The sequence below is a fragment of the uncultured Pontibacter sp. genome (assembly GCF_947492645.1).
In the GTDB taxonomy this organism is placed as follows: domain Bacteria; phylum Bacteroidota; class Bacteroidia; order Cytophagales; family Hymenobacteraceae; genus Pontibacter.
Map to the genome: position 1 here is coordinate 382,943 of NZ_CANLMZ010000008.1, position 23,166 is coordinate 406,108.

The window sequence follows — 23,166 nt, forward strand, 5'->3', positions numbered from 1 at the left end:
CATATCTTCAAATAAATCCTACGCTTACTCCTCTTCCTCTGTGTTAGCCTGCATGGCAAGCAGGTTATGTGCGCCTTTTAGCACAATGCCTTCTGAAGTTTTCAGATTTTCAGGTAACGTAACTTCCACCAGCTCCTTGTTCTTAACACCTGTTTTTACCTGCACACGCCTAAACTCACCTTCACCTGATCTAACATAGATGTAGGACTTACCTTCGAACTGCACAATGGCTGTTTCAGGTAGCGCTGTTACGTTGCGTTGTGCAGTTTCTACGGTAGCAGTCACAAACATTCCGGGCATCAGCTTCATATCTGTCTGTTCCAGGTGGGCATGTACCGGTATTACTTTAGAACCCGCTACACTTTTACCTATCAGGGCAATCTCAGCAGTTCTGTCCTGAGAATCATTTGCTAAGCGATAGGTAACTTTCTGGCCCGGGCTCAGCAGGTTCACATCGCGTTCATATGCGTTCAGTTCCAGGTGCAGGTCATCTATATTCAATAACTCAAACAATACATCACTAGGGTTTACCATACTTCCCACGTTGGCATTCACGTTTTGCACAAAGCCATTAATCGGCGAAACAACAGTTATACTTCTGCTTATGTTGGAGCTGCTCAGTCTGTCCGGGTTAATGTTGATCATAAGTAGCTTTTGCCTTAAAGCTGCCTGGCTGTTACGAAGCATCTGCATCTCGGCCTGCACCTGCTGAAAGTTTTTCAGGGCGCTTACCTTTTCCTCCGTCAGTTCTTTCTGGCGGTTATACTCCAGCTGAGCATACTCAATTTTAGCTTTTGTATCGAGGTAGTCCTGCTGTAGTTGTATGTAGTCAGGGTGTTCCAGTACAGCCAATACCTGCCCTTTTTTAACCTTGGCTCCCGGCAGCAAACTTGTATGCTTTAAAAAGCCGCCATAAGGCACCGAAACATGCACCATACCTGCCGGCGGCACATCTACCTCACCAGACAGACGCAAAGTTGCCCCCATACTTACCTCCTGTACCTTGCCCAACACTACACCCGTATTTTGCAGTTGCTGCGCTGTAAGCAGCACTAATTCTGGATTAGTAGCTTCTGCGGTTTCGGCTGTTGCTGTAACTTCTTTTGTGGCCGGCTCTGAGCAGCCATTCAGCAGCAGTACACCTGCTACAAGTATGATTTTATAGTTGTTCATGATTATTTTCCTCCGAGGTAGTTAAGTTGATAGATGGCCAGCTGGTACTCCAGCAGCAGTTGCAGGTAGTTTTGCTGCACACGCAGTTGTTGGTCAGCGGCCTGCAGGTAGTTCAGGTAACCGGCTTCGCCGCTTCGGTAGGCTTTGTCGGCTTGCGTTATGCCTAGTTTTGCATTGGGCAGCACCTTCTGCTGATAAAAGTCGAGGCTCTTTGCCAGTCGTTCGTAATTGGCAAGGGCTGCATTCCAGTCATTTTCCAGTTGTGCCTGTTGATTCTTTAGCTCGGCCTCGGCCATCTGCTTATTTATACTTGCGGCTTTCACTCGCGCCTGCTGTGCCCCAAATACCAATGGCACCGATACACCAGCCTCAAAGCCGGAAAAGCGGTCAGATTTAGTATAAGTCCTGGTTTCTCCATTTACTTCCATTGTACCGGCAAAAGATTGGTTGAAGTAGCCAAAAGTCAGATCCGGGGCTAGTTTGTTTTTCTCCAGTTGTTTTTCACGCTCCGCTACATTTACCTGCTGTTGGTATACTTTCAGGTAGGGGTGGTTTAGGCTGTCGAGCAGTTGCTGGGTTGCTGCTGTTGCTGGTTGCAGTCTTTCAGGCATAATGGACAAGGGTTGAGGGGCCTGCACCAATGCGTTTAATCTTGCCTGTTCTGCAGCAATGGCAGCGTCGTTCTGGCGCAGGCGATCAGCAATTTCCAACCGTTGCGTTTCGGCGGTTGTTTTCTCCAGTATGCCGCTCTCCCCTGTCCGGAGCTTAACCTCTGCCGCATGCTCCAGCGTTTTAAAAATGCTGTCCTGGCGCTGCAGCAGGTGGGTTACCTCGTGTAAGTATGACAGGCGGCTATATACCTGCTGCACCTGGTAATCCAAGTCCCGCTGCTGAAGCTGCAGCTGGCGCATACTTAGCTCCTTCTGCTCGCTTAATAGTTTGCCCTGCGCCCCCCAAACCGTCGGAAAAGGTATACTCTGGCGCACATCCACCCGGTTATCTGTTAGCGGCGTATTCAGTTGGCCCTGCGAGTAGGTCACATCTGTCTTTGGCAAATCTACCGCTGTTTTCTTCATGGCTCCGCGCATCTCCACATTCAGCTCTCCTTTCCGGATAAGCTGATTGTTCTCGCGGGCAAGCTGCTGTACCTGCTCCAGGCTCATTGGCTGTGGTTGCGGTGCCTGGGCAAAGGCTGCAAACGGAGTTAAAAGTATAAGCAATGTTGCTGCTACTTTAGCCGGCTTGAGCTTTCTTAAACCTGTTTCGGAGAAGTAGTAAATAATGGGCAGCACCACCAGCGTCAACAGCGTAGCGGATACCAGGCCACCAATTACCACCGTGGCCAAGGGCTTCTGCACCTCCGCACCTGCCGAGTTAGAAAGCGCCATCGGCAGGAAACCAAGCGAGGCTACCGTAGCCGTCATGATAATGGGCCTTAAGCGGGCAGCTGTACCTTTGCGGATAATCTCTTCGATGTCTTTCAGGCCGCCCTCCTTTAGCTGGTTAAAGTGCCCGATCATCACGATGCCATTTAATACTGCCACACCAAAAAGGGCAATAAAGCCTACTCCTGCGGATATACTGAACGGCATATCGCGAAGCAGCAATGCAAACACACCACCAATAGCCGAAAGCGGAATGGCCGTGAAAATGATAATGGACTGCTTCACAGATTTAAAGGCAAAAAACAGCAAGGTAAAGATCAGCAGCAATGCCAGCGGCACAGCTACTGAAAGTCTGTTAGTTGCCTCGATCAGGTTCTGGAACTGGCCGCCATAAGTAACCGAATAACCAGCTGGTAAATGCAGCTCATTATCTACCTTGGTCTGTATCTCGTTCACTATACTTTGCACGTCGCGGTTGCGCACGTTAAAGCCAACTGAAATCCTGCGGCGAGTACCATCGCGCTGTATCTGGTTCGGCCCGTCCTTCATCTCTACTGTGGCCAGCTGGTTCAGCGGAATCTGGTAACCGGCTGCGTTGCTCACGAAAAGATTCTCTACATCGGTAATGTCGCGGCGGTTCTGCTTGTCCAGGCGCACCACCAGGTCGAAACGCTTTTCACCTTCGTATACTTGCCCTGCTTCTTCGCCGGCAAAAGCAGCGGTAATGGTTCGGTTTACCACGTTTATACTTAGGCCGTAACGTGCCAGCATCTCGCGGTTATACTCCACCATGATCTGCGGCAGACCTGTCATTTTCTCGATGTATAAATCCTCGGCACCTTCTACTGGTTGCACCAAATTGCCAAGCTTTTCAGCATAGATCGCCAGCGAGTCCAGGTCTTCTCCGTAGATCTTCACTACCACATCCTGGCGTGCGCCGGTCATTAGTTCGTTAAAGCGCATCTGTATCGGCTGCTGCACCCCAAAAGAAGCTTGCGGCAGGTGCTCGTGAAGTATAGCCGACATTTTATCGGCCAGTTCTTCGCGGCTGCTTGCGCTGGTCCACTCGTCCTTATCCTTCAGTACAACGATCATATCGCCCAGTTCCACAGGGTTAGGCTCTGTAGGCACTTCTGCCGATCCGATTTTGGTAACCACTTTCTCCACCTCCGGAAACTCCTTTTTAAGTATACCCGAGGCCTTGCTTACCACCTCAATGGTTTCGTTTAATGAGCTGCCGGTAAGTACACGGGTTTCGATGGCAAAGTCGCCTTCGTCCAGGGATGGAATAAACTCACCGCCCATGCGTGTGAACAAGAAGATAGATAAGGTAAACAAGCCAACTGCTATAATTAAAACCAGAGCCTTTGCCTGAAGCGCAAAGTTCAGCAGCGGCTGGTAGGCCCTGTTAATGGCCTTCATAATGCGGTCTGAGATGTTCTCTTTGTGCGTTGTTTTGCGGCTTAACACCACCGAGGCCATCATCGGCACATAAGTAAGCGACAGCAGGAAAGCACCTAGTATGGCAAAGGCAACGGTTTGGGCCATCGGCTTGAACATCTTGCCCTCTATGCCCACCAGCGCAAGTATAGGCAGGTATACTATAAGTATAATGATTTGACCGAACGAGGCAAAGCCCATCATTTTGCTGGCAGAACCATGTACTTCCTCGTCCATTTCTTCACGGCTCAACACTTTTATGCCAACATGGTGATGCTTGCTCATCTGTATTCTATGGATCACACTTTCCACGATGATCACGGCACCGTCCACAATCAAACCAAAGTCCAGCGCACCCAGGCTCATCAGGTTGCCGCTTACGCCAAACACGTTCATCAGCGAGATGGCAAACAGCATCGAGAGCGGAATTACAGAGGCTACCAGTAAGCCTGCCCGCAGATTACCCAGCAGCAGCACCAGCACAAATACTACGATCAGGGCACCCTCAGCCAGGTTTTTTTCTACGGTACTGATGGCACGATTTACAAGTTTGGTACGATCCAGGAACGGTTCAATAACCACTCCTTCCGGCAGCGTTTTCTGAATTTCAGCTATCTTATCTTTTACCGATTGGATCACTTTGGAGGAGTTCTCCCCTTTCAGCATCATCACAATGCCGCCTGCTACTTCGGCACCGTCTTTTACCATGGCACCGTAGCGGATGGCAGATCCTTCGCGCACCTCCGCCACATCACGTATCAGGACAGGAGCACCAGAACGGGCATCTTTTACCACAATGCGGCCAATATCTTCTATACTTTTAACAAGGCCTTCGGTGCGGATAAAGTATGCATTGGGGTCTTTTTCGATGTAGGCGCCACCGGCATTGGCGTTATTGTTTTCCAGCGCATCAAACACCTCGGTTATGGTGATGCCCATGCCCCGGAGCTTATCCGGGTCCAGCGCTACTTCGTACTGCTTCAGGTTGCCGCCAAAGCTGCTTACCTCGGCCACACCGGGCGTACCCAGCAACTGCCGGCGCACAATCCAATCCTGAATGGTGCGCAGTTCGGTCGCATCATACTTGTGTTCGTAGCCTTTTTCGGGGTGCAGTTCGTACTGGTAAATCTCGCCCAGGCCCGTAGAAACGGGAGCTAAAAAGGGAACACCGGCACCAGCTGGTATCTGGTCTTCGGCTTCTTTCAGTTTTTCGGTTATCTGTTGCCTGGCCCAGTATATGTCGGTGTCTTCTTCAAACACCACCGTAACCAACGAGAGGCCAAAGCGGGAAAAAGACCTGATCTCGATGATATCCGGAATGCTGGCTACCGAAAGCTCTACCGGAAAAGAGATAAGCCGCTCTACCTCCTGCGCCCCCAGCGAAGGCGACACCGTGATAACCTGCACCTGGTTATTCGTGATATCAGGCACGGCATCGATGGGCAGTTTGGTCACATTGTAGGCTCCCCAGCAGATAAGTGCCAGGGTCATCAGCCCAATGATTAATTTATTCTTGATGGAAAAATGGATGATCTTACTAAGCATGGTAATGGTATTTAAACCTGATGCGACAGCAACTCTCTACACGCCAAAGTATAAACTCCGGGTAAGAGAAAAGCATATTTTAAATGAAGAAGAACCAGGTTTATACTTTAGAAACAGGCTTTATAACCCATCCATAAAGTATGGCGTGATCAGGCTATCATATAACCAACTGCGGCATTCCAGCTGTAGCTTTATTATAAAGCCAAAGCCCCTGAAACCTGGTTCTGGTAAGTATGAGGTTAGATGAATTGTGGCGGCTGCCAGATAGAGCCATCAAAAAGATTAGACGGCGCTGTATGTAAGTGGTGCGTTAACACAAGAGGCATTTGCTCTATAAAGTCCGTCGGGTGCTGCACCACAGGGGTACTCACAAAATAATCGTAGGCAGAGTTACCCATTTGCTTAAACGGAAGACTGTCATGTTCTCCTGCTGTTTGCTGCTCTGCAGAACAGGCATAGTGCATCTTTAGGAAATCGCTAAAGCTTAGCTGCCAATTGGCACTTTGGCGGTGCTGTTGGTAGTGCTGTAAAAGCGTGGGTATCTTAGAAAGCTCATGCAGGTCAGAGTTAGGCAACAGGGAGCCTATGAAGATGAATACTGTAAAGAAAATGACTCTGCCTTTCAAGGTTGTGCTTAGTTGGTAAAGCAAACTTAAGTAGCCTAAGGGATAAAGGCAAAATTTATTTCAGAACTTTACTGATTACCGGATGCCACTTAGTATAGGTAGCATTTACAAGGCTTTTATACTTTAAAGTGGCGGCCAAGCTTCAAAAGCTTCTTCTTTGCCATCACAGGAAAATCACATAATCCTAAATAATGTACTATTTAAAAACAAAGCATTTAAATAGTACTCAACGTTTTTATCCAGCTTTACATAAAATCCTCATTCGTAGACCGCATGTACCTGCTCTACTTTAAACATGACCACAAATAATTACATATCAGCAACTTAATAAAACAAACACCTTGTTAACATTAGTTTCTGGCTGCAACTTTCAAAATTTAAAAATGACAGCCTTACGTTATATCGCTAAAAAAGTTTTAACTTAAGCAATAAATAAAGCGCTCTATTAGTTTTATCAAATACCTGCATCGTTCTATTACGACACCACAAATTGTGTTTCTATTTAAGTATACACCTTATATCAGATTTGAGCTGTGTTATACTTTACGATGCTGTTGAAGGATCCGCTGTGTCTGCTTAACTGAGGGGCTCCTCAGAAAGTATGTTGAGAAAATACGCTTCCCTTTGTTTCTGCGCCGGGAAGTGTACCTGTTGAAGTGCCGCCTTTACAAGGTAGCCGCGAATTTATTTAACCTAAGTACGCTTAAAAATGATCATCACATCTATACTTACGCTTATCGGAATATTGGGAACGCTTGCCATTGTTGCTTGCTTAAAGCAAATGGAAGACGGCATGGCTGAATTGCAGGAACACATAAACACACCGGTATGCCCTATCTGCCATATACCGCACACAGACCCGCACGAAAAAAAGCTATTCAGAAGCCTAAAGAAAACAACCGGATATTATACCCGCAAAAGAAAAGCCATAAGCAACTACTGCCAGAGGCGCAGAAAGTAGGCTCCTCTGTGGTACTTCAGGGGAAAGTATAACTCATCGGTTCTTGCTGCTTTGCCGCTAAAGGTTGGTTTTACCAGAAGCTTTGCAAACAAAAAGCAGTACTTCTTGCTTTAAAGCTTACCCGCTCCCGAATTAATTTTCATCTAACCAATGATAAGTAAGAAAGTTTATCTTTGCACGATACAAACGAAAGGCGTAACTTAAAAATGATCATTCCCAATAAATTTATTAAGTTGGAGTATAACCCAGCAACAGATGTGCTATGGGTGGAGTGGCCTAATATCGATGAAGAATCTGTTCCTGAACTGCAGTTTATACTAAGCGAGTTGCTGGGTACCATCAGAAACTATGATGTTAAAAAAGTATTAGCCGACTCAACTAAATCTGTTTTATCATTAGCTGACGAGACTTACAATGCCATTGTGGAGCAACTTGTCTTAGACCTCAGGACTACTCGTTTACAAAAGTTTGCCAGACTCACAATTGGCGAAGGAAGCCGCGAAGTAGCTGCCAATAAGGCTGCAGACGCGCTGAAGGATAAGTTTGAAATGCGCAATTTCAATAATTTGAATGATGCCTTAGAGTGGCTCAATTCTTAAGGAACGTATACCTACTTTATCTTTAACAAACTTTGGCATAAGGCCTTGCCGCTCAGAGTTGATGTGCCTGATTAATTAATCACAACTTTGGATTCAAAAAAGCGAGGCGTTGGTTTACCAGCGCCTCGCTTTTTTTAGGACTAAAAACATAGAACCAGAATTAACCTGTACTTTATACTTTTACCTGGCAACTATATCAATTTAACTCCAGAACCTCTGCCACTTCCACGGTTGCTAACGAGCTGGAAATAGGTGTTTGCTGGTTACCTCCTATCACGTATAGCTTACCATCAACTACATGGCTTGCTGCATGCCTGCGCCCAGTAATATTAGTTTGTAGTGGAGTTAGCGTAAAGGTGTTCACATCAAAACAGGCAAGCAGTTTCTGGTTAGTATAATCGCCTACAATATAAATTTTTGAACCGCTAACAGCAATGGAGTTTGCAGACACGCCAACGGGCATGTCCCCGATGTGCGACCAGGTGTTCTGCTGAATGTCATACTTGTCTATTCTGCGGGATTGCTTGCCATTGAAGCCGCCAAACACATACAGGTTACCATCCACGATGGCACCTTTCGTTTCTTTTGCCTCAGGCATACTAGCCAATTCCGTCCATAAATTGGTGGCAGGGTCAAACTTAAAAAGTTTATCAGAATAGCTTCCGGAAGTATTTAGAGCACCTCCAAAAGTATAAATCATATCGTCCCAAACACTTATGCCACTACTTGCAACGGGTAAGGGGTTATTTTCGGCAAGCTGTTGTATGGCGCCGGTTTGCAGGTTAACCATCTCCACCTTCTTATTCAGGTGGTTGTGTGCGTCGTAACCGTTAAACACATACAGGCTGCCCCCTGCAATTGCAGCTGATGCAAATCTTTTAGCTATGCTTTTAGCAGTTAATACAGACCAGGTATTGCGAGCGAAATCATACTTTTCTATTTCAGAGGTGGCCCCTGATGTTTTAGAATAGCCATTGGCTACATAAATAAAACTGGTATCGGCTGCACTTGCAATGGCACCGCGTGCAGACTTCATAGGTGCTGCAGGTTCAAATTTAAGCTGGGCAAACACCCCTGTACTTATCAGCACGAATGCCAGGAAAAGTAAACTGTACTTCATTTAATTTAAATTAATTTGATAGATTTCCTGCTGCCATGCTATGTAATAGTGCTGTTTTGCACCCGAGAAAGCCTCATAAAGAGCAGGCAAACTAAGCCCCTACTCCGTTTATGGCAGGAACAACTATACAAATGTAGCACAGGCGTGGGCCACTATCAAGCACAAGCCTTCCCTATTGGCCTTGCCGTTCAGCAAATCCAATAGGGAAGGCTTGTGTGTTTATAATAGTGCTAGCTACGTGTTTGCTCTAGCGTTACCAGGTCCAGCACTTCTGAAGTCCAGGCTCTTACTTCTTTTAAAAGCAATTCATCGTCTGCCAGCGACTGCCCGTAAGACGGAATCATTTGTTTCAGTTTTGTTTGCCACTCCTCTGTGCTCACTTTAGCATTAAAGCATTTATGCAACAAGCCAAGCATGATAGATACTGCCGTGGATGCTCCCGGAGAGGCTCCCAATAATGCTGCCAGCGAACCATCTTCTGCGCTTACTACCTCTGTGCCAAACTCTAGCACACCAATTTGGTCCGGGTCCTTTTTAATTACCTGCACACGCTTGCCCGCATGCTCCAGCACCCAATCCTCAGGCTTGGCCTCGGGTACATAATCTCGTAAGGCGATCATTCTGTCGGCTGGCGATTGCCGCACCTGGTTAATAAGGTACTTGGTAAGCGGTATGTTTTTGATCCCTGCCGCCACCATAGGCCGCAGGTTGTTTACTTTTACAGATAGCGGGAGGTCCAGCAATGAGCCTTGCTTCAGAAACCGTGTGGTAAAACCGGCATAGGGGCCAAAAAGCAATTCTCTTTTTTCGTTGATAAAGCGCGTATCCAGGTGTGGCACAGACATCGGTGGCGACCCTACGGCTGCTTTACCGTATACTTTTGCGTGGTGCTGTTCGATAACTTTGGGGTTGATACATTTAAGCCATTGGCCACTTACCGGGAAACCACCATACCCTTTGCCCTCCGGTATACCGGATTTCATAAGTAAAGGAAGTGCACCACCTCCGGCACCAATAAACACAAAGCCAGCGTAAACTTTTTTCTTCTCGCCTGTAGCTACATTTCTAATTTTTAAACGCCACCTTGCGTCACTTTTCTGCCGCAGCTTACGCACCTCATGCCCAAAGTACATCGATACCCCCGGCTGCTGCTGCAGGTAGCTAAACATACTTCTTGTAAGGGCTCCGAAGTTTACATCTGTACCGATCGGCATGTAAGTGGCAGCCATTTTTTCCTGTGCGTTCCGGCCATTCATCACAAGGGGCATCCATTGCTTTAGCTGCTCCGGATCTTCAGAGTACAGCATTCCCTTAAACAGGTGGCACTCCTGCAGCGCTTCGTATCGCTTCCGTAAAAAAGACACGTTATTCTCTCCCCACACAAAACTCATGTGCGGTATACTTTTAATAAAATTCAACGGAAGCTTTACCAGGTCGTTACCCACCAGGTAAGCCCACAACTGCCGCGACACATCAAAAGACTCCGCAATCCGGACAGCTTTAGAGACATCAATTTTGCCGTTAGGCAGCTCAGGAGTATAATTAAGTTCACAAAAGGCAGCGTGCCCTGTACCAGCATTGTTCCAGGCATCCGAACTCTCGGCCGCTGCCTTATCCAGCCTTTCGTAAATCTCGATTGTAAGGTCGGGTTCCAGTTGCTTTAGTAGCACCCCAAGTGTCGCGCTCATTATGCCGGCACCAATTAAAACAACATCAGGGCCACTATGATTAAGGTTCTTTTTTATAAACATGATCTAGTTCACTTTAATTTAGCATTGCTGCTACCCAAAAACAGGTTTGGCGGCAGCAATCGATATACAGTACAGTAGTATACTTACTTGCCAGCTACAGGGCTACAAAAAAGGCATTCTTATTAAGGCTTTATTAAAACAGAAGGCAAAGAATCAGGCCAGATTTTATTTGCAGAAGCTTGTATCACTGCAAATAATCACGTTCCGATTTATACTTTGCGGGCTGCTTAAGCAGCAGCAGAAGAAGCGCTTTACGCCTCTCAAGTATGAAAATACCTTTGGCAACTGTGGCCCATAAAAAAAGGGAATGATGGCAAAATTGCCAACGCTCCCTATACATACTTACACGGTTGTGAGCTAATCATCCTTCTAACCGGAGTTAGTCCTTTTATCCGTTTAATCGTTTGTAGTTTTGTGTCTGCTCAGGCGTTTGCTTGCTTACTCTGAAATAAAGAAAGCGCATCTTGATTGCCTTGCTGGTGCGCCAGGTCTACTGCAGTATAGCCGCGTACATCCCTGACAGTTGTATCGGCACCATACTTCAGAAGTAATTTCACGAGTTCGTTGCGGCCAAATAGTGTTGCAAACATAAGTGCGGTACCCCCGTTGCCATTTTGGGCATTAAGCTCTGCCCCATGCGCTATCAACAACTCCGCTATTTCAGGGTAGCCTTTAAAACTTACGCCCATTAAAGCTGTGTTGCCGCCGCTATCCTGCGCATTTGGATCAGCGCCAGCCTCTAACAGCAAACGTGTAGCCTCCAGGTGGCCATCATAGCTGGCAATAGTTAAGGGCGTAAAGCCTCTGCCATTGGTTATGCCAAGATCTGCCCCCTCGGCAATTCTTTGTTTCAGGTAATCCGTATCTCCGTTTCTGGCGGCGTCAAAAAGCAGGTGCTCTGGGCTTGTCGAGTAAAAGGTCATGATTCGGGTGCTTTAGGTTAGGTTCTGCATTTGTTACGAATTAACGTCCTAAATGGCTGCTAAAATTTTTCATCTTTTGTTTAACCCGCGCGGCCATACCTTAAGTGCTCAACCGTTTAGCCTCTTGTGCCCGAAGCTCACTTCTCTTCGCGTACTTTAAACGTATAGATGGTCGTCTCCTGGTACCTTTCTCCTGGTTGTAGGATAGTTGATGGAAAATTGGGCTGGTTTGGGGAATCAGGAAAGTGTTGGGCTTCTAGGCACAAGCCGGCGTAGCGTTTATACTTTATCCCGCTTTTTCCTGTTAAGTCTCCTTTTAAGTGATAGCCCGTGTAAAGCTGTATCCCCGGCTGGGTAGTATGTACTTCCAATACACGGCCTGTGCTTGCCTCATACACCGTTGCAGCATGCGTCAGGTTATTTCCGCCATTATTTATCACATAGTTTAAGTCGTAGCCGTACCCTTGTAAGTTGTTAATGCGCGCACCAACAGGATGCGGCGTGGTAAAATCATAGGGTGTGCCTTTAACAGGTATAAACTCACCTGTCGGGATGAGCAAGCTATCTGTGGCTGTATACGTATCTGCGTTTAGCTGCACGATGTGTTTAAGGATATCCGGCTCCTGGCCTGCACTTAAATTAAAATAACTGTGGTTTGTCAGGTTTACAGGCGTTGCCATGTCGGTAGTCGCCTCATAGTTTATCTTTAAGGCATTACCCTCTGTCAGATAATAAGTTACTGCAACTGCCAGGTTGCCCGGGTATCCCTCTTCCAGGTGCTGGCTCTTATAGGTTAGCCTAACAGCATTTTGTTTCGGGAGTGCTTCGGCCTGCCATACTACTCTATCAAACCCAATATTGCCGCCATGCAAGTGGTTGGGCGCATCGTTTTTAGCCAGCGTATATTCATTGCCGGCAAGCGTAAATTTTCCGTTGGCAATGCGGTTGGCAAAACGGCCTATAATACCTCCAATATGAGGTTCGTTAGGGATGTAGCCGCTCACATCCTTAAAGCCCAAAGCCACGTCTCCGTATTTTCCATACTTATCCGGTGTAATAATTGAGGTAACAATAGCGCCATAATTCGTGAGTTGCACCTGCATGCCTTTGGCGTTTTTCAATGTATAAAGCCATACTTTTTCGCCTGTTGGTGCCGTGCCGAAGGGTTCTTTCTGAATGCTCATTTCTGTTTGTCCTGATGTTTCTGATGCGTTTTTGTAATTGCTGCCGCAGCCACTAAAGCTCCCCGAAAGTAGAAGCAAGGCAATAACCCAAAAGATGTATCTTCCCATAGCTTATTTTGTACAAGGCTATACTATTAACGGATACCAGGCTAACAGGTGGCATTGCAAAGGCGCTTGCATTTACTTGCTCAATTTAATTGCCTGTAGCCTCACCTCATGCGTCAATCGCTATATCTTGTGTTTTGGTTACAGAAGCTAGCCGTATTCCAGGTACAAAAAAGGTATGGCCGAAGCCAATCCTGCACAGATCAACTTCGGCCATACTTTTGTGTACTTTTTATACTTACTCTACTTTTAATTCATCAGCAAAAAGCCAGGTTTTCTGTCCTGCAGACGGGTATTTCTTCGGACTAACGCCCACGTTAACAGCTTTTATTTTCACGAACCTGGCCTTGGTAGCAGGTATGGCCGCTCCAAACTCACGGGTAAGTATGCCTTCTTGTGCAGTAGGGTCTGGGTTAGAGATAACTTTAACTGTTTTATAGTTTTTGCCGTCTTCTGAAACTGCATACTCTATTTGCTTCGGCAGGAAAATACGGTAACCGATGTTCTGCATAAAGGAGGAGCTGATTTTAGTTACCGGTTTCACTTCTTCCAGGTCCAGCACCACTTCCATATCCGTTCCTAAAAAGCCTGTCCAATGGCCGTCAGTTTGGTCCGTAGATCCCTTCAAGCCATCAATCAACTTAGCTTTATTCGCGTAGCTGGCGTGTGCGGGCGTACTCAAGTTAACCGACTTTGAAAAGGCTTTATGAGCATCAAAAGTTTTAGTGCTTACCTTTCCTATCTGCTTTCCATCAACAAAAGAGGCTGCCTTTATTGTGGCTGTTTCATTTAGTGTAAGAGGTTTAGTATAAACAGGCGATGCCGTGGTTGGCTCAGATCCATCAAGCGTATAATGTATTTTGGTATTGGCTGCCTCGTTCATAAAGCTCACCAGCACGCTTGAATTTGCTGTATCTACCTGCAGGTTTTGCCTTACGTTAAATGCACTTTTCGCATAGTTTATCCCCATGGCATCGTATCGTTTATACTGCTGCTGCATGCGGTTTTTAAAACTATCCCACTCTTTTTTCCCAGCCGGTGTCCATAGCACCTCCGATAAAGCGGCCATGCGGGGCATTACCATGTACTCTATATGCGAGAATGTGGAGATGTACTCTGTCCAGAGGTTGGCTTGTGCTCCAAGTATGTACTTGCTCTCTTCTGCTGACAGCTCTGCCGGCATTGGTTCGAAGTTGTATACTTTCTCAAGAGGGTTGTAACCGTGAATAGAAATCGGCTCCAGTTCACGCTCTCCCTGGTAGTAGTCAAAGTATAAAGGGGTGCCTGGCGTCATCACCACGTTATGCTTTGCTTTTGCTGCCGCAATGCCGCCTTTTGTGCCGCGCCACGACATAACATATGCATTTGGCGCAAGTCCGCCTTCCAGTATTTCGTCCCATCCAATGATAATGCGGCCATGCTTGTTAACAAACTTCTCCATGCGCTGCACAAAGTAGCTTTGCAGCTCATACTCATCCTTCAGGCCTTCGTCAGCTATGCGCTTCTGGCATTTAGGGCATACTTTCCAACGGGTTTTCGGGGCTTCGTCTCCACCCACGTGAATAATTTTACTCGGGAAAAGCTCCATCACCTCAGTAAGCACATCCTCCAGGAAAGCGAAGGTCTGCTCGTTGCCTGCGCAGAAAATATCAGGGAAAATACCCCATTTAGCCTCTACGCTGTGCGGCCCGCCAGTACATGACAATTCCGGATAAGCCGTTAATGCCGCAAGCGCGTGGCCAGGCATTTCTATCTCGGGCACCACATTTATGTAGCGTTCCTGGGCATACTTTACAACCTCTTTGATTTGCTCCTGGGTATAAAAACCACCGTGGCGTTCGTTCTTAAAGGTCTGTGGCAGGTCCCAGTAATGGCCAATCAGGGTGCTGTCGCGCCATGCGCCCACTTCCGTCAGTTTCGGATGCTTCTTGATCTGGATGCGCCAGCCCTGGTCGTCGGTCAGGTGCCAGTGAAAAGTGTTAAACTTGTGCATCGCCAGGTAATCGATGTATCTTTTTACATCTTCTACCGGGTAAAAATGACGCACAACATCCAGGTGCATGCCACGCCACTCGTATACAGGTTTATCTACTATACTTAAAGCCGGTATTGTTACAGCAGCAGCAGTTGCCTTGGCTGGCATTAACTGACGCATGGTTTGCGTACCCAGAAAAATACCGTTGGCCTTGTTGGCAGCTAGTGTAATGCGTGAGGGTTTTACTTGCAGCGTATAGCCTTCTGCACCCAAGGTGTCGCTGGCACCTTGCAGCGTGAGGTATATCAGGTTTTTAGCTTTGCTTTTAGGGCTTTTTTGCTCTAGCGCCGGCAGCACGCCTGTAACTTTCTGTATTTGCTGTGCCAGCCCTTGTCCTATTTTTTTCAGCTCATCATTTTTGCCATCCACATAAATCCTGGTGTCTTTGGTGATGGCAAAGCTGCCTTGCTGCATGGTTAGCTGCACCGGCTCCGGAATAAGCGAAACAGTTTGTGCAGTAGCAAAGGGTAAGGTAGCAAATGTAGCGGCAATGCTTAGGGCAAAGGCAACTAGTTTGGTTCTGATGCTCATACTTTTATACTGTAAGGGTGCTGCTCTTATCGTTTCAGAAAGATAAAAGACAAATGGAAGTCAACCTTCAGGTATGGCACGCAAGTATAAAAAGTATACCTGCAGCGCCACACAAGAAAGTATCACTCACCGTTTATAAGTAACTTAAAATTTCCATTTAACGAAGGCTTCCATCGCCTCGTAGTCTGCCAGGCCAAGGTTGTCGTAGATCTTGGCAGTTTCGCGGGTTCTTTCTTCTGCTCTCACCCAGAACTCACGCTCATCGTCTCCCGGGAAAACAGGGCGGTCTTTCTGCGACTGGTGCTTAAAGATGGCAAAGCGCTTACGCTCCACTTCCTGCGGCGACAGCGGTACAGCCATTTCAATTTCGTGGGTTTCAAACTCGTGCCACGCGCCACGGTACATCCACAGCCAGCAATCTTTCGCCCACTCTTCTGTTGCACGCAACCTTCTCAGCGCCTCCTCTATAATTCTGAAGCAAACGATGTGTGTACCATGCGGATCGGCAAAATCGCCGGCGGCAAAAACCTGTTGCGGCTTTATCTTCTGTAGCAGTTCGATGGTCAGGTTCACGTCCAGCTCTGTTACCGGGTTCTTAACTGTTTTACCTGTTTCGTAAAAGGGCAGCGCCATAAAGTGAATATGATCATCTGCCAGGCCTGCATAACGTGCTCCTGATATGGCCTCGCTCTTACGAATAAAGGCTTTCACATCGCGTATTTCTTTCGGGTCGAGTTGGTTTGGCTGTTTCTGGGCAATAAAGCCGCGCATATCTTTGTAAATAGCCTCCAGCTGGTTAGTCTCCTTGCCTATACTTTTGTTAAAGTCGATGGCAAATTCCATGTAGCGCAGCACATCGTCGTCCCAAACGGCTGTGTTACCAGAGGTCTGGTACGCCACGTGCACATCGTGCCCCTGGTCTACCAAACGGATAAAAGTACCTCCCATCGAAATCACGTCATCATCCGGGTGCGGCGAGAAGATAACCACCTGCTTACGGGCCGGCTCGGCGCGCTCTGGTCTTTGTTTATCGTCTGCGCCTGGCTTACCTCCCGGCCAGCCGGTAATGGTGCGCTGCAGTTTGTTAAAGATATCGATATTGATGTTGTAAGCCGGTCCTTTTTCGGTTGCCAGCTGCGCCATGCCGTTGTTGTTGTAATCTTCTTCGGTAAGCTTCAGGATTGGCTTTTTAACTTTATGGGAAAGCCAGATAACTGCTTTTTTAATCAGCATATCGTCCCAAACGCAGTCTTTTACCAGCCATGGCGTGTTAAAGCGGGTCAGTTCAGAGGCGGCGTCTACATCCAGCACAAACTCCACGTTATCGGAAAGCTGCAGGTAGGTAGCCGGCACATCCGAAGAGATCTCGCCTTCCACCGCTTTTTTAATGATAGGCGCTTTCTTACCGCTCCAGGCCATCAGTATAATTTCGCGGGCTTTAAAGATGGTACCTATACCCATAGTAATGGCCTTTCGCGGCACGTTCTCTTTACCACCAAAGTCACGGGAGGCATCGCGGCGGGTCAGGTCATCCAGCGTTACCAGGCGTGTACCAGAGTTTGGTGCAGAACCAGGCTCGTTAAAACCGATGTGTCCTGTACGGCCTATACCTAAAATCTGAAGGTCAAGCCCGCCAAGTGCTTCTATTTTGCGCTCATACTCCAGGCAGAACTCATGAATTTCCTCCAGCGGCAAGGTACCATCCGGTATATGTATGTTCTCCTTCTTTATATCGATGTGATCGAAGAGGTTTTCGTTCATGAACGTTACGTAACTCTGCACAGCTGTTGGCTGCATAGGATAGTATTCGTCCAGGTTAAACGTGATTACGTTGCTGAAGCTAAGGTTTTCCTCTTTGTGCAAACGCACCAGCTCTGCATAAACTCCTACCGGCGTAGCACCGGTAGCAAGCCCCAACACAGCCATCTCGTTGTTCTGCTGTTTTTTCCTGATCAGGTCGGCAATACGCTGCGCCACTTTAACAGAGGCTTGTTTCTGATCCGGGTAAATGGTGGTTGGAAGCTTCTCAAAACGTGTTTCCTCAAGAAGATTTAATCGAGCCATAGTTTTCTGTTTGCAGTAATTCTATTTATACTAATTCTTTCTGTTGTATCTATACTTGCACAGGTGCGCTTACAGGCATTTTTGGTACAAGTTGTAAAGTATTTGTTTGTCTTTTTCAGTCAGTTCTGCATTTACCTCTGTTTGTATAAAATGCAGCTTAAAGGCTTTAATGGCGGCTTCCATGTTACGTGTGTCGTAGCCAATAATGCGTAGCGCGTCCTGTGGGTTAAAGGTATCGGGCACTTTGTATTTTGGCTCCTGCTGCAACACAAGCACCTCCTGTTGCAGCAAAGTTGTGTCTACTTTACCGGTTGCAACCGAGTCGGCATAGTTTTTTGCCACTACCACGCTATCCAGCACATCCGCATCGTACCACAGCCCAAAGCCACTTTGCGACAACTTCTGCCACGGGAATGTCGGATTAGGGTCTACTTTACGGGATGGCGCAATATCTGAGTGACCTATAAAGTTGGCAGCAGGAATACCGTGTTTCTTTTTAAGCATTTCCAGCACACCCAGTAAGCTGTTGATCTGCGCTTCTGCAAAAGGCTCAGCTCCGTTGTTATCCAACTCTATGCCTATCGATGATGAATTGATGTCAGTATTATTTCCCCACTTACTTGCACCGCCATGCCATGCCCGCAAATGGTCGTTCAGCATCTGGTATACTTTGCCGTCGCGGCCGATAACGTAATGCGCACTTACCTGGGTGGCTTTTGTGGTAAAAGTTTTCAGGGTATGCTCTGTAGAGTTTTGGGCCGTATGATGGATGATTACATAATTTGGTTTCCGCATGTTAAAATTAGTTGCGCCAACCCAGTAATCGCCTTGCGGATAGGCAACTTCTTCGGGGTTAACCTGTGGCACAGCCCACAACGATTTTCCGTAAGCTTTTGCCTGCTTCTTATAAAGTTTGTTTGTGGATGCATACGGGTTTACCGCACACGAGGCCATTAGAAAGCCCGAGGCTAGTATAAGAGAAAATTTTAAAGCACTTAGCTTCATTTGCTTAAACATTCGCAAGTATAAATATTACAAATTTTATGTCGAATTCAAACATTGTACAAACACGCTTAAGGCGGCTTATATAGTGCTTTCTTTTCAGTAATTAGCTTGCTACCTTGCCTGCTCTAAACCAATCCCCTCTAATAGCACCTCAATATTGCTTTTTTTTGCGGGAATTAAAAAAAATCCTGCAAATAAAAATACGATTATGTAATTTATGTTATATTGCAGTATATCAATCCATTTTAAGATAACCGTTGCTTTGAAAAAACAATTTTTCTCGTATCTGTCGCTTTTACTATTGGCCCTGCTCTGCTGTAATTACGTGCAGGCGCAGTCAAAAACCTCAAAAATCCGCAAAACAACTGATCCGAAGACTGCTGCGCCAGCTTTCGACCCGGCTAAAGACCCTGCTTTCCTGGCTGGTTTACAGTCGCGCTGGGTAGATTCTGTGATGAAAAGGCTAACGCCAGAAGAGCGCATCGCCCAGCTGATCATGATACCGGTATACTCCAACAAGAACCAGGCGCATATCGACTCTATCAGCAACCTGATCAAAACCTACAAAGTTGGTGGCCTGATCTTTTTCCAGGGCGGCCCGGTGCGCCAGGCAAAAATGACCAACCGCTATCAGCAGGAAACAAAAGTGCCGTTGATGGTAAGTATAGACGGAGAGTGGGGACTGGGCATGCGCCTGGATAGCACGACCCGCTTCCCTTACCAGATGACCATGGGCGGCATAACCGACGAAAAACTGCTTTACGAGATGGGTGCAGAGATTGCCCGCCAATGCAAGCGCATGGGCATACAAATTAACTTTGCGCCTACCGTGGATATCAACAACAATGCAAATAACCCGGTGATCGGTTTCCGCTCTTTCGGCGAAGACAAGTATAACGTGGCGCGCAAATCCATTGCCTACATGAAAGGCATGCAGGACAATCACGTGCTGGCAAGCGCCAAGCACTTTCCGGGCCACGGCGATACCAACGTTGACTCGCACTACGGCTTACCGGTTATACACTTTTCCCGCCTACGATTAGACTCTACCGAACTTTACCCATTCCGCCAGCTGATGCAAAACGGCTTGGGTAGTGTAATGGTGGCGCACATGAACATACCGGTGCTGGACAACACACCAAACCTGGCCTCCACCCTTTCCAAGTCTATAGTATCTGACCTGCTAAAGAAGGAGCTAAACTATAAAGGGCTGGTGTTTACCGATGCACTAAACATGCAGGGTGTAGCCAAGTTTTACCCACCCGGAGTAGTAGATGTAAAAGCCTTATTGGCTGGCAATGATGTGATGCTGAATACGATGGATGTAAAAACAACCATCTCAGAAGTAAAGAAAGCCATCATGAACAAGGAAATTACCCAAGCAGAAATTGATGCACGGGTACGCAAAGTGTTGGCTGCTAAACTTTGGATGGGACTGAACAAATGGCAACCAATAGAAACTGAAAACCTGATTGCCGACCTGAACAACCCGCACGCAGAATACCTGAACCGCCAGCTAATGGAGTCGTCAATCACGCTGCTGCGCAACAAGCAAAACATACTGCCCATCCAAACGCTGGATACTTTAAGAGTAGCAGCATTAGCCATAGGCACAGACAAGGAAACCGATTTCCAGAGAGGCCTGGCACGCTACACTAAAGTAGACACATTTTTCCTGAAGCCGACAGCCACGCTTGCAGAGCTGCAAAAACTAAAAGAGCAACTGGCAAAGTATAACCTGGTAATTGCCGGTGTGCATAAACTAAACTTAAAGGCTGGCAGCAGCAACTTCGGCATCACCTCCGAAATGAACCTGTTCCTGAAAGACCTGATTCGTACGCAGCCGACTGTAGTAAGTGTATTTGGCAATGTGTACAGCCTGGCTAACCTTGAGAGCGTAGATAAGGCGCATGCTGTACTTACTGCCTACCAGGAAAATGCGCTGGCACAGGATGTCGCTTCTCAGATTATATTCGGTGGCGTTGGCGCTAAAGGAAAATTGCCGGTTACGGTTTCAAATGCATTCAGAATTGGAGACGGCCTGAGCACAACAGGCAATCTGCGCCTGGCTTATACTTCGCCGGAGGCTGTTGGCCTGAAAACAAGCGACTTTGCAGGCATCGACTCGCTGGTAGCAGAGGCTATCCGTGAGAAAGCGACACCAGGTGCGCAAGTGTTAGTTGCCAAAGACGGAAAAGTAATCTACCAGAAAGCTTTCGGTTACCATACCTACGACAACGAGACAGCCGTTAAAAACACCGACCTATACGATCTGGCATCTGTCACGAAAATCTCTACCTCGCTGGCTGCTTTAATGAAGTTAAAAGGAGAAGGCCGTTTTGATGTAGACCATACCCTTGGGTCTTACTTACCCATGATGCAAGGCTCTAACAAGGAAAACCTGAAGTATAGAGACATACTTACACACCAGGCCGGCCTAAAAGCATGGATACCTTTCTGGCAGCAAACTGTTAAGAAAAACGGCAAATTTAAGTGGGGCACTTTTAAAGCTGACTCTTCGGCGCGCTTCCCGATCAAAGTAGCGAACAACCTGTACATCCACCGCAAGTATGCAGACAAAATGTATAAGGAAATTGCCGATTCGCCGCTAAACGCAAAACCAGGCTATGTGTACAGCGACCTCTCGTTTATACTTGCCCCAAAGGTAGTGGAGAACATTACAGGCCAGGAATTTGAGTCTTATTTAAAGGAGAACATTTACAAGCCAATCGGCGCTACCTCGCTTACGTTTAACCCTTACAAGCATTACGCCCCATCGCAGATCGTGCCAACAGAGTATGAAGCGCATTTCAGAGGGCAGTTGCTGCACACTACAGTACACGACGAGGGTGCGGCCATGCTAGGTGGTGTAAGCGGCCATGCAGGTTTATTTGGCAATGCCAACGACTTGGCTAAGCTAATGCAGTTATACTTGAACGACGGCACCTTTGCAAACAGAACCTACATTGGCGGCAACGCAGTTAGTGAGTTTAGCAAATGCCAGTTCTGCGACGAAGGCAACTACCGCGCCCTTGGCTTTGACAGGCCATCTAAACCAGGCGCTGAGAACAGCAACGCAGCGCCATCGGCACCGGCTGTTAGCTTTGGCCACTCCGGCTTTACCGGCACCTACACCTGGATAGACCCTGTAAACAATTTAGTTTATGTGTTTTTATCGAACCGTGTAAACCCAACGCGCGAAAATCCGAAACTAAGCAGACTAAACACCCGCACCAAAGTGATGCAGGTAGTATACGACGCCCTTGATAACGCTAAAAAAGTTAAAGCTGACACAACAGCCGTTTCTCAATAAGTATAAGGCCGCTCTGGTAAAACGGGGCGGCCTTTTTATGTTACGATAACGCCACTAGTACAAAATGACAACTATGTTTTTTGTTTACGCCTACTAATTAACCCCCAAATGAACAAAACCGCTATGGTACGTGAAACAACTGAGGCTGGCCTGCTTAAAGACAATGCCTCAGAAAGATATCTCTCACTTGATGTTTTGAGAGGTATGACAATTGCCTTGATGGTAGTTGTAAACAACCCCGGCAGTTGGGGAAGTATTTACGCTCCTTTTAAGCACGCCGCCTGGCACGGCTTCACCGTTACTGACCTGGTTTTCCCATCGTTCCTGTTTGTGGTGGGCAATGCCATGAGCTTCAGCTTGCGCAAGTTCAGCCTGCAACCCGACAGCGTTTTCCTGAAGAAGGTATTTAAGAGGACGGCGCTCATTTTCCTGATCGGCTTGTTCCTTACTTTGTTTCCTTTTGTAACTCGTTTGGATGGCGAAATTGTATTGAAGGACTTTACTGCCGTGCGCATTATGGGTGTGCTGCAACGCATTGCACTTTGCTACTTTATCGCATCGCTGGTGGTGCATTACCTTAAGTATAAAGGCGCAGCCATTTTTAGTATAGTGGCGCTTCTCTCCTACTGGGCTATCATGTACTTCTTTGGCAACCCTAACGACCCTTACAGCCTGGAAGGAAATGCTGCCTTAAAATTCGACAGCCTGCTTATACCTGATCAAAACCTGTACAAAGGCTTCGGCATTCCGTTTGACCCCGAAGGATTGCTGAGCACCTTGCCTGCTACTGTAAATGTAATAGCAGGTTATTTTGCAGGTATATTTATCCAGAAAAATGGCAATAACCTGAACACCGTTATCAAGCTGGCTTTAGTGGGTGGCGTACTGGTTATACTTGCCTTGCTCTGGGACACAAGCTTCCCGATAAACAAACCACTCTGGACGAGCTCTTACGTACTGCACTCGGTAGGCCTTAGTGTGCTTATACTTAGCGGGCTTATATTGATCATCGAAATTGCCGGGCTGGTAAAATGGACCTTCTTTTTCGAGGCATTCGGTAAGAACCCGTTGTTTATTTTTGCCCTGGCAACGCTGGTTATCAAGTTGCTCAGCTTTATCAGAATTGGCGATGTAAGTCTACAGAAATGGATTTATGACCATCTCTTCCTTTCTTGGTCTGAGGGTAAAACAGCCTCGCTGCTTTTTGCACTTTCGTATATGCTGGTAATGTGGCTGGTGGGCTTCTGGATGGATAAGAACAAAATATACGTTAAAGTATAGCAACTACCTTGCTTTTTTCTAAAGCCTGCTTTCTTTTGTTTTCCTGCACAGGATTAAAAGAAAGCAGGCTTTATACATATATATACCCTTTAGGCTGGTATTTTATCTTTATATCCTTTTAAATA

Annotated in this window: 15 protein-coding genes; 5 read left to right on the plus strand and 10 right to left on the minus strand. The window is 47.0% G+C overall.

Annotated elements, in window-relative coordinates; genetic code table 11:
* Nucleotides 1-24: 24 nt before the first annotated feature.
* Together Q1A23_RS12130 and Q1A23_RS12135 are read right to left on the minus strand one after the other, a co-directional pair.
* Nucleotides 25-1,173, minus strand: coding sequence for an efflux RND transporter periplasmic adaptor subunit (locus Q1A23_RS12130; RefSeq protein WP_299823721.1), 1,149 nt, complete (start codon nucleotides 1,171-1,173; stop codon nucleotides 25-27).
* A 2-nt stretch (nucleotides 1,174-1,175) separates the two neighbouring features.
* Nucleotides 1,176-5,543 (minus strand): CusA/CzcA family heavy metal efflux RND transporter, encoded by a 4,368-nt coding sequence (locus tag Q1A23_RS12135; protein ID WP_299823722.1) that lies wholly within the window; start codon nucleotides 5,541-5,543, stop codon nucleotides 1,176-1,178.
* A gap of 4 nt (nucleotides 5,544-5,547) precedes the next feature.
* On the opposite strand from Q1A23_RS12135, the gene Q1A23_RS12140 reads away from it, so the two are divergent.
* Nucleotides 5,548-5,790: a hypothetical protein gene (locus tag Q1A23_RS12140; protein ID WP_299823724.1), complete on the plus strand. Its 243-nt coding sequence runs from the start codon at nucleotides 5,548-5,550 to the stop codon at nucleotides 5,788-5,790.
* Here Q1A23_RS12140 and Q1A23_RS12145 read toward each other — a convergent pair.
* Nucleotides 5,783-6,169, minus strand: coding sequence for a hypothetical protein (locus Q1A23_RS12145; RefSeq protein ID WP_299823726.1), 387 nt, complete (start codon nucleotides 6,167-6,169; stop codon nucleotides 5,783-5,785). The two genes, Q1A23_RS12140 and Q1A23_RS12145, sit on opposite strands and share 8 nt — an antisense overlap.
* Nucleotides 6,170-6,878: 709 nt before the next feature.
* On the opposite strand from Q1A23_RS12145, the gene Q1A23_RS12150 reads away from it, so the two are divergent.
* Both Q1A23_RS12150 and Q1A23_RS12155 read left to right on the plus strand, forming a co-directional pair.
* On the plus strand, nucleotides 6,879-7,130 hold the full coding sequence (locus Q1A23_RS12150) for a hypothetical protein (RefSeq protein WP_299823728.1): 252 nt from the start codon (nucleotides 6,879-6,881) through the stop codon (nucleotides 7,128-7,130).
* Nucleotides 7,131-7,336: 206 nt separating this feature from the next.
* Entirely contained in the window at nucleotides 7,337-7,729 is a 393-nt protein-coding gene (locus Q1A23_RS12155; RefSeq protein WP_299823730.1) for a hypothetical protein, read from the plus strand.
* 196 nt (nucleotides 7,730-7,925) lie between these two features.
* Here Q1A23_RS12155 and Q1A23_RS12160 read toward each other — a convergent pair whose 3' ends face one another.
* From Q1A23_RS12160 to Q1A23_RS12190, 7 genes are all read right to left on the minus strand, one after another.
* Entirely contained in the window at nucleotides 7,926-8,849 is a 924-nt protein-coding gene (locus Q1A23_RS12160) for a kelch repeat-containing protein (protein ID WP_299823732.1), read from the minus strand.
* A gap of 230 nt (nucleotides 8,850-9,079) precedes the next feature.
* Nucleotides 9,080-10,600 carry a malate:quinone oxidoreductase gene (locus tag Q1A23_RS12165; RefSeq protein ID WP_299823733.1) on the minus strand — a complete coding sequence of 507 codons (1,521 nt, stop codon included), beginning with the start codon at nucleotides 10,598-10,600 and terminating at the stop codon, nucleotides 9,080-9,082.
* Nucleotides 10,601-11,022: 422 nt separating this feature from the next.
* Entirely contained in the window at nucleotides 11,023-11,523 is a 501-nt protein-coding gene (locus tag Q1A23_RS12170; protein WP_299823735.1) for an ankyrin repeat domain-containing protein, read from the minus strand.
* Between the two features lie 137 nt (nucleotides 11,524-11,660).
* Nucleotides 11,661-12,815, minus strand: a complete 1,155-nt coding sequence (locus tag Q1A23_RS12175; protein WP_299823737.1) for an aldose epimerase family protein — start codon at nucleotides 12,813-12,815, stop codon at nucleotides 11,661-11,663.
* A 235-nt stretch (nucleotides 12,816-13,050) separates the two neighbouring features.
* Entirely contained in the window at nucleotides 13,051-15,378 is a 2,328-nt protein-coding gene (locus tag Q1A23_RS12180) for a glycoside hydrolase family 20 protein (RefSeq protein ID WP_299823739.1), read from the minus strand.
* A gap of 144 nt (nucleotides 15,379-15,522) precedes the next feature.
* Nucleotides 15,523-17,442: a glucosamine-6-phosphate deaminase gene (gene nagB, locus Q1A23_RS12185; protein WP_299823741.1), complete on the minus strand. Its 1,920-nt coding sequence runs from the start codon at nucleotides 17,440-17,442 to the stop codon at nucleotides 15,523-15,525.
* 69 nt (nucleotides 17,443-17,511) lie between these two features.
* Nucleotides 17,512-18,459: an N-acetylmuramoyl-L-alanine amidase gene (locus tag Q1A23_RS12190; protein WP_299823743.1), complete on the minus strand. Its 948-nt coding sequence runs from the start codon at nucleotides 18,457-18,459 to the stop codon at nucleotides 17,512-17,514.
* A gap of 250 nt (nucleotides 18,460-18,709) precedes the next feature.
* Between Q1A23_RS12190 and Q1A23_RS12195 the strand changes: the two genes are divergently transcribed.
* Together Q1A23_RS12195 and Q1A23_RS12200 are read left to right on the plus strand one after the other, a co-directional pair.
* A complete protein-coding gene (locus tag Q1A23_RS12195) occupies nucleotides 18,710-21,760 on the plus strand; it encodes a glycoside hydrolase family 3 N-terminal domain-containing protein (protein WP_363322049.1) in 3,051 nt (1,016 codons plus the stop codon).
* Between the two features lie 123 nt (nucleotides 21,761-21,883).
* Entirely contained in the window at nucleotides 21,884-23,041 is a 1,158-nt protein-coding gene (locus Q1A23_RS12200) for a DUF5009 domain-containing protein (protein ID WP_299824379.1), read from the plus strand.
* The last annotated feature ends 125 nt before the right edge of the window (nucleotides 23,042-23,166 follow it).

Excerpts from the sequence above, each read along its gene's own strand:
- Q1A23_RS12150 (WP_299823728.1), top strand. The coding sequence starts at position 6,879 with ATGATCATCACATCTATACTTACGCTTATCGGAATATTGGGAACGCTT.
- Q1A23_RS12175 (WP_299823737.1), bottom strand. The coding sequence starts at position 12,815 with ATGGGAAGATACATCTTTTGGGTTATTGCCTTGCTTCTACTTTCGGGG.
- Q1A23_RS12160 (WP_299823732.1), bottom strand. The coding sequence starts at position 8,849 with ATGAAGTACAGTTTACTTTTCCTGGCATTCGTGCTGATAAGTACAGGG.
- Q1A23_RS12190 (WP_299823743.1), bottom strand. The coding sequence starts at position 18,459 with ATGTTTAAGCAAATGAAGCTAAGTGCTTTAAAATTTTCTCTTATACTA.
- Q1A23_RS12155 (WP_299823730.1), top strand. The coding sequence starts at position 7,337 with ATGATCATTCCCAATAAATTTATTAAGTTGGAGTATAACCCAGCAACA.
- Q1A23_RS12165 (WP_299823733.1), bottom strand. The coding sequence starts at position 10,600 with ATGTTTATAAAAAAGAACCTTAATCATAGTGGCCCTGATGTTGTTTTA.
- Q1A23_RS12130 (WP_299823721.1), bottom strand. The coding sequence starts at position 1,173 with ATGAACAACTATAAAATCATACTTGTAGCAGGTGTACTGCTGCTGAAT.
- Q1A23_RS12180 (WP_299823739.1), bottom strand. The coding sequence starts at position 15,378 with ATGAGCATCAGAACCAAACTAGTTGCCTTTGCCCTAAGCATTGCCGCT.
- nagB (WP_299823741.1), bottom strand. The coding sequence starts at position 17,442 with ATGGCTCGATTAAATCTTCTTGAGGAAACACGTTTTGAGAAGCTTCCA.
- Q1A23_RS12200 (WP_299824379.1), top strand. The coding sequence starts at position 21,884 with ATGGTACGTGAAACAACTGAGGCTGGCCTGCTTAAAGACAATGCCTCA.
- Q1A23_RS12135 (WP_299823722.1), bottom strand. The coding sequence starts at position 5,543 with ATGCTTAGTAAGATCATCCATTTTTCCATCAAGAATAAATTAATCATT.
- Q1A23_RS12170 (WP_299823735.1), bottom strand. The coding sequence starts at position 11,523 with ATGACCTTTTACTCGACAAGCCCAGAGCACCTGCTTTTTGACGCCGCC.
- Q1A23_RS12140 (WP_299823724.1), top strand. The coding sequence starts at position 5,548 with ATGGTATTTAAACCTGATGCGACAGCAACTCTCTACACGCCAAAGTAT.